Source organism: Streptomyces inhibens (assembly GCF_003389455.1).
GTDB lineage: Bacteria > Actinomycetota > Actinomycetes > Streptomycetales > Streptomycetaceae > Streptomyces > Streptomyces inhibens.
The window spans coordinates 1-2,632 of the sequence record NZ_QUAC01000324.1 but is presented as its reverse complement, the minus strand read 5'-3'; the positions used below and the strand labels follow the sequence as shown (position 1 = coordinate 2,632).

Sequence of the window (2,632 nt, the reverse complement as noted above, 5' to 3'; positions counted from 1 at the left end):
CCGGTCCCGCCGCGCCGCCGCCGGAAGCCGCCGCGCCGCCCGCGGAACCGCCCGCCGAGCCACCGGAGGTGCCGCCCGGCTGCGCCGAGGTGTCCAGCGCCAGCGAGACCCCCGGGGCCTTCTCCGGGGTGCAGGTCGTGGTCGTCCCCAGGGCGTTGACGGTGAGGACTCCCGGGGTCAGGGTGGCCTTGCCGGTGGCGCCCGGCTTGTAGGTGCCCTTCAGGTCGGGGATCTCGATCGGATCGCCCGACTTGATGGGTTTGTCGTTCGTCGGGCCCTCCACCTTGACCGACCCCTTGTCGGCGCCGCCCACCTTGACGTCCATCGACGGTTTGACGGAGTCCTTGGGGATGTCCGCCGGGCTGTCCATGACGGACTTCTTGAACTGCACGGTCAGGTCGTAACTGCCGCCCTTCTTCACGGCGTTGATCTGGACCGGCGAGGTCGCCTTCTTGTCCCCGATGGGCGTCTTGCAGGCGTACGCGACCTCCACCTCCTTGCCTTTGTACGCGGTGCCGTCGGGGTCGCCGCCGGAGCCGCCGGTCGAGCCGGCGCTGGTTCCGCCGTCGGTGCTGCCGCCGGCGGCCGTACCCGCGGAGGTGCCACCGTCCGTGCCGCCGGTCGTCGTACCGCCGGTCGTCCCGGATGTCGTCCCTGAAGTCGTCCCGGATGTCGTGCCGCTCGTCGTGCCGCCGGAATCGCCGCCGCCGTCGGTCACCTTGATGGTGACCGCGGGCTTCACCGCCTCCTTGGGCGAGCACTTGGTGTCCGTGGAGATCGGCTTGTTGACGTTGATGTTGTAGAAACCGGGCGTCAGGGTGATCTCGCCGGGTTTCTCCAGCTTCAGCTTGCCCTTCATGTCGGACAGCTTCATCGGGCTGCCCTTGGGGATCGGCGGGTTCTGCCGCGGCCCCTCCATCGCCAGATCGCCGGTCTGTGCGCCGGCCACCTTGATCGTGCCGGTCGGCTGGACGGTGTTCTCGCCCAGGTCGAGGATGTCGGGGTTCTTGGAGGCCCCCTCGATCGTCTTCCAGACCACCTCGATCTCGTCGCCGACCTTGGCGGTCGCGGGCGCGCTGACGTCCACCTTCGTGGTGCCCTCGATCGGCGGCAGCCCCGATATCGGCGGCGGCAGACACTCCGTCTTGTACGACACCTCCGCTGCCTGGGCGGTACCTGCCGCGGTCATGATGCCCGCACCCGCGAGCACCAGCGCGGCCACCGAGGCCCCCGCAGCTCTCCTCCGTTGCCTCATCACGCAGAACCTTTCGACGTCGGTCGTTCGGTTGATGTGGTGGTGGACGGTGCGGTGTCCGGGGTGAACCACGGCAGCGCGGCGGAGTCGCCCGGCGTACCGGGCTCTTCCGTGGCGCGGCCGCCTGCGGTTCCTCTACCGATGCGCCCGCGCGTGCGGGCCTTGATGTGCCTGCCGGCGCGTGGGGTGGCGCCGGTCGCGGTGACCGTCGTACGGCGCGGGCGCACCCGTTCCACGACCGCCATCCCGATGCGGAACACCGCCGTCGGGATCACCACACAGAGCAGCACCCAAAAGAGCGTCACGCCCCACGGCCTGCCGACCCCCCAGGGCTGCTCGACCAGGACCTTGTCGCCGTATTTGAGCGAGACCAGATAGTCACCGTGCGCGCCGGCAGCCAGCTCGACCGGCAGCGTGACCTCGGCCTTCTTGCCGGCGGGTACGGTCCCCCGCCACTGCTGCTCCTCCCACTTGGGCGCGAAGACACCGTGCGAGGTGCCGACCTGGAAGACGGGGTCCTTGGCGGGCGACGAACCGAGATTGCCCAGGGTGAGGGTCAGTTCGCGCTGCGGCGGCGCGCCGAACCAGGTCAGCAGGCCGCTGCTGCCCGCCAGCCGCGGCTGGGCCAGCACCGTCAGCCGGCCGCCGGCGCTCTCCTTGGGCAGCGGCGCCACCGGGTGGCCCGCCACCTTGAACGCGGTATCCGCTGCTGCCGCCGCACCCGTCACGGTCGCCACATGCACCACACAGGGGCACGGCTTGGGCGGCTCGGCCACCGGGAGGCTCTTGCGGAAGGCGCCCTGCGAGTCCGTCGTGACGGCCCGTCCGTCGCCGTTGGCGCAGGAATTGGTGCCGCCGATCATGTTCTGTCCGCAGATCAGCAGCGTGAGCAGGGCCTTGGGCCGCCAGCCACGGCCGCTCACGGTGATGTTGCCGCCCTTGCCGGCCTCCTTCTTGGAGAGCTGGACGGTGGGTTGGCCATCAGCGCGAACGGTCGCGCCGGCGACGGTGTCCGGCAGCAGGGCCAGCGCCAGGACCGCACACAGGGCCAGTGCGGCCGTCCGCCCTCGGCGCGGCCGTCCGGCGTCCGCCGTGGTGCGCGCCTCGGCGCCGGCTGCCGCGATCGCCGTTGACCTGCCCGTCTCGCCGTTCACGATCGCGCTCCTGACCCCGTGCTCGCCAATTCCCCTGCCGCATCGGCCACTTCGGTCCCGGACGGCCGCTCGCCGGTGGCCGCGCCCCGCTCGCCCGGCACCCCGCCCGCCCCCTGGGAACGGCGTCGCCGGCGTACGACCACCAGGCCGCCCGCCCCCGCCGCCAGGGCGAGCGCCGCCCCGGCGGTGGCGCCCCACGGGACCGCCGCGTACGAGGCGGAGG

2 protein-coding genes and 1 pseudogene are annotated in these 2,632 nt (G+C 72.1%); all 3 read right to left on the bottom strand.

Going from position 1 to position 2,632, the window contains the following annotated elements; genetic code table 11:
- The coding region (locus DY245_RS33835; RefSeq protein ID WP_128510963.1) for a hypothetical protein at positions 1-1,255 on the bottom strand (1,255 nt) is incomplete at its 3' end.
- The gene (locus DY245_RS33830) at positions 1,255-2,409 is read right to left on the bottom strand and encodes a hypothetical protein (protein ID WP_425329475.1); all 1,155 of its coding nucleotides are present in this window, start codon (positions 2,407-2,409) and stop codon (positions 1,255-1,257) included. The genes DY245_RS33835 and DY245_RS33830, both read right to left, overlap by 1 nt.
- A pseudogene (locus DY245_RS44920) lies at positions 2,406-2,632 on the bottom strand (hypothetical protein); the annotation flags it as partial. The pseudogene DY245_RS44920 and the gene DY245_RS33830, both read right to left, overlap by 4 nt.